This window comes from Treponema sp. JC4 (genome assembly GCF_000260795.1).
In the GTDB taxonomy this organism is placed as follows: domain Bacteria; phylum Spirochaetota; class Spirochaetia; order Treponematales; family Treponemataceae; genus Treponema_D.
The window spans coordinates 1-1,464 of sequence record NZ_AJGU01000100.1; the positions used below are offsets into that span (position 1 = coordinate 1).

The 1,464-nt window shown below is 37.9% G+C and carries 1 protein-coding gene and 1 tRNA gene; both read left to right on the forward strand.

Translation table 11 applies throughout. The features are described from left to right. On the forward strand, nt 1-720 hold a 720-nt coding region (locus MSI_RS13410; RefSeq protein ID WP_237706518.1), incomplete at its 5' end, for an SIMPL domain-containing protein. Between the two features lie 112 nt (nt 721-832). After that, nucleotides 833-905: transfer RNA gene (locus MSI_RS13415), tRNA-Gly, on the forward strand. Nucleotides 906-1,464: the final 559 nt, after the last annotated feature.

The window sequence follows — 1,464 nt, forward strand, 5'->3', positions numbered from 1 at the left end:
GAAAGATATGATAAAATATTTGTTATGAAAACCATTCATATTTTAATTATTTCTGTATCACTTTTTTTGTGCAGTCTTGTAATTGCAGCAGGACTTGGAAACGTAACAAAACCTCAGCGTTCAGTTACTGTAAGAGGTCTTTCTGAAAGGGAAGTGCCTGCTGATATGGCTGTATGGCGCCTTTCTTTTTCTGTAGGAGGAAACGAACTTCCAGGCTTAAGAAAAAACATCATAGAACAGACAGAAATTGTAAAAGATTTCTTGAAAAATCACGGACTGACCGACAGCGATTTTTCCGTTCTTGCCCCGGAAATCACTGATACCTCAGTTGAACTTTACATTGACAGTTCAAGAAAGAATTATGTTTACATTGCCAAGCAGAATGTTTTGATTCGTTCTTCAAAAGTAAATGAGGTAAAAAAAGCCAGCGAAGATACTCTTGAACTTTTAGGAAAAGGAATTTCTGTACGCTCTGATTATGATACAAAGGTAAATTATGAATTTAACGGCCTTAATCAGATAAAGCCTGAGATGATTGCTGACGCAACAGAAAATGCCCGGGCCGCAGCTGAACAGTTTGCACACGACAGCCACAGTAAGGTAGGAAAAATTACTTCTGCTTCTCAGGGGTTTTTCAGTATTAATGATGCTGCCACAGGTCTTGAAGAGCTGAAAAGGGTAAGGGTAGTTACAACAGTAGTCTACGCATTAGCAGACTAGAGAAAAAGATTTTTGATTTTTTTTTCAAAAAAAGTCATTTTTGCTATTGACCAAAATCCGTCAATTTTATATATTATTAAACATCAAGCGACACCAAGTTGCCTGAACAAATGCGGATGTCATATAACGGCTTATTATCTCAGCCTTCCAAGCTGATGACGAGGGTTCGACTCCCTTCATCCGCTCTCAAGCCTCCTAAAAAAGGGAGGCTTTTTTATTGTCCACGTCTTGAAGAGAGTCGAACCCAACGGGTCCTCACGCGTGTCATGAATGACACGACGCAAAATGCTAAAAATCCTCCCGGATTTTCTTAACGCATTTTGTCTTCATCCGCTCTTTCAAAGCTCATCTTAATGATGAGTTTTTTTTATACCTAAATCCTTATGTTATATGGATTTAGGGCATATGATGTTTTAAAATATTATTGATGTGTCCTACCTTGCTGGGCCAGGCACATGAAACATCACGGCGTTTTTATTGGATTTGGGATCAAATTTGATAAAAGATTTGACCCGCGATTTGATTAATCGATTTGGTAAAAAATGCCGGCTTGGAGATTTTCAAAAATCGACAGGAGTTTTTTATGCGTCAGTTTTATCTTGGTAAAACGAGTTGTGGTTATTACAAGGCATACTTTATTGACCCTGTAACTGGTCAGCGTGATTACGGTAAGAGTACGGGCACGGGTGATTTAACATATATGGATGAATATACAAAATGCCTTAATGAACTTATAGAACTAAT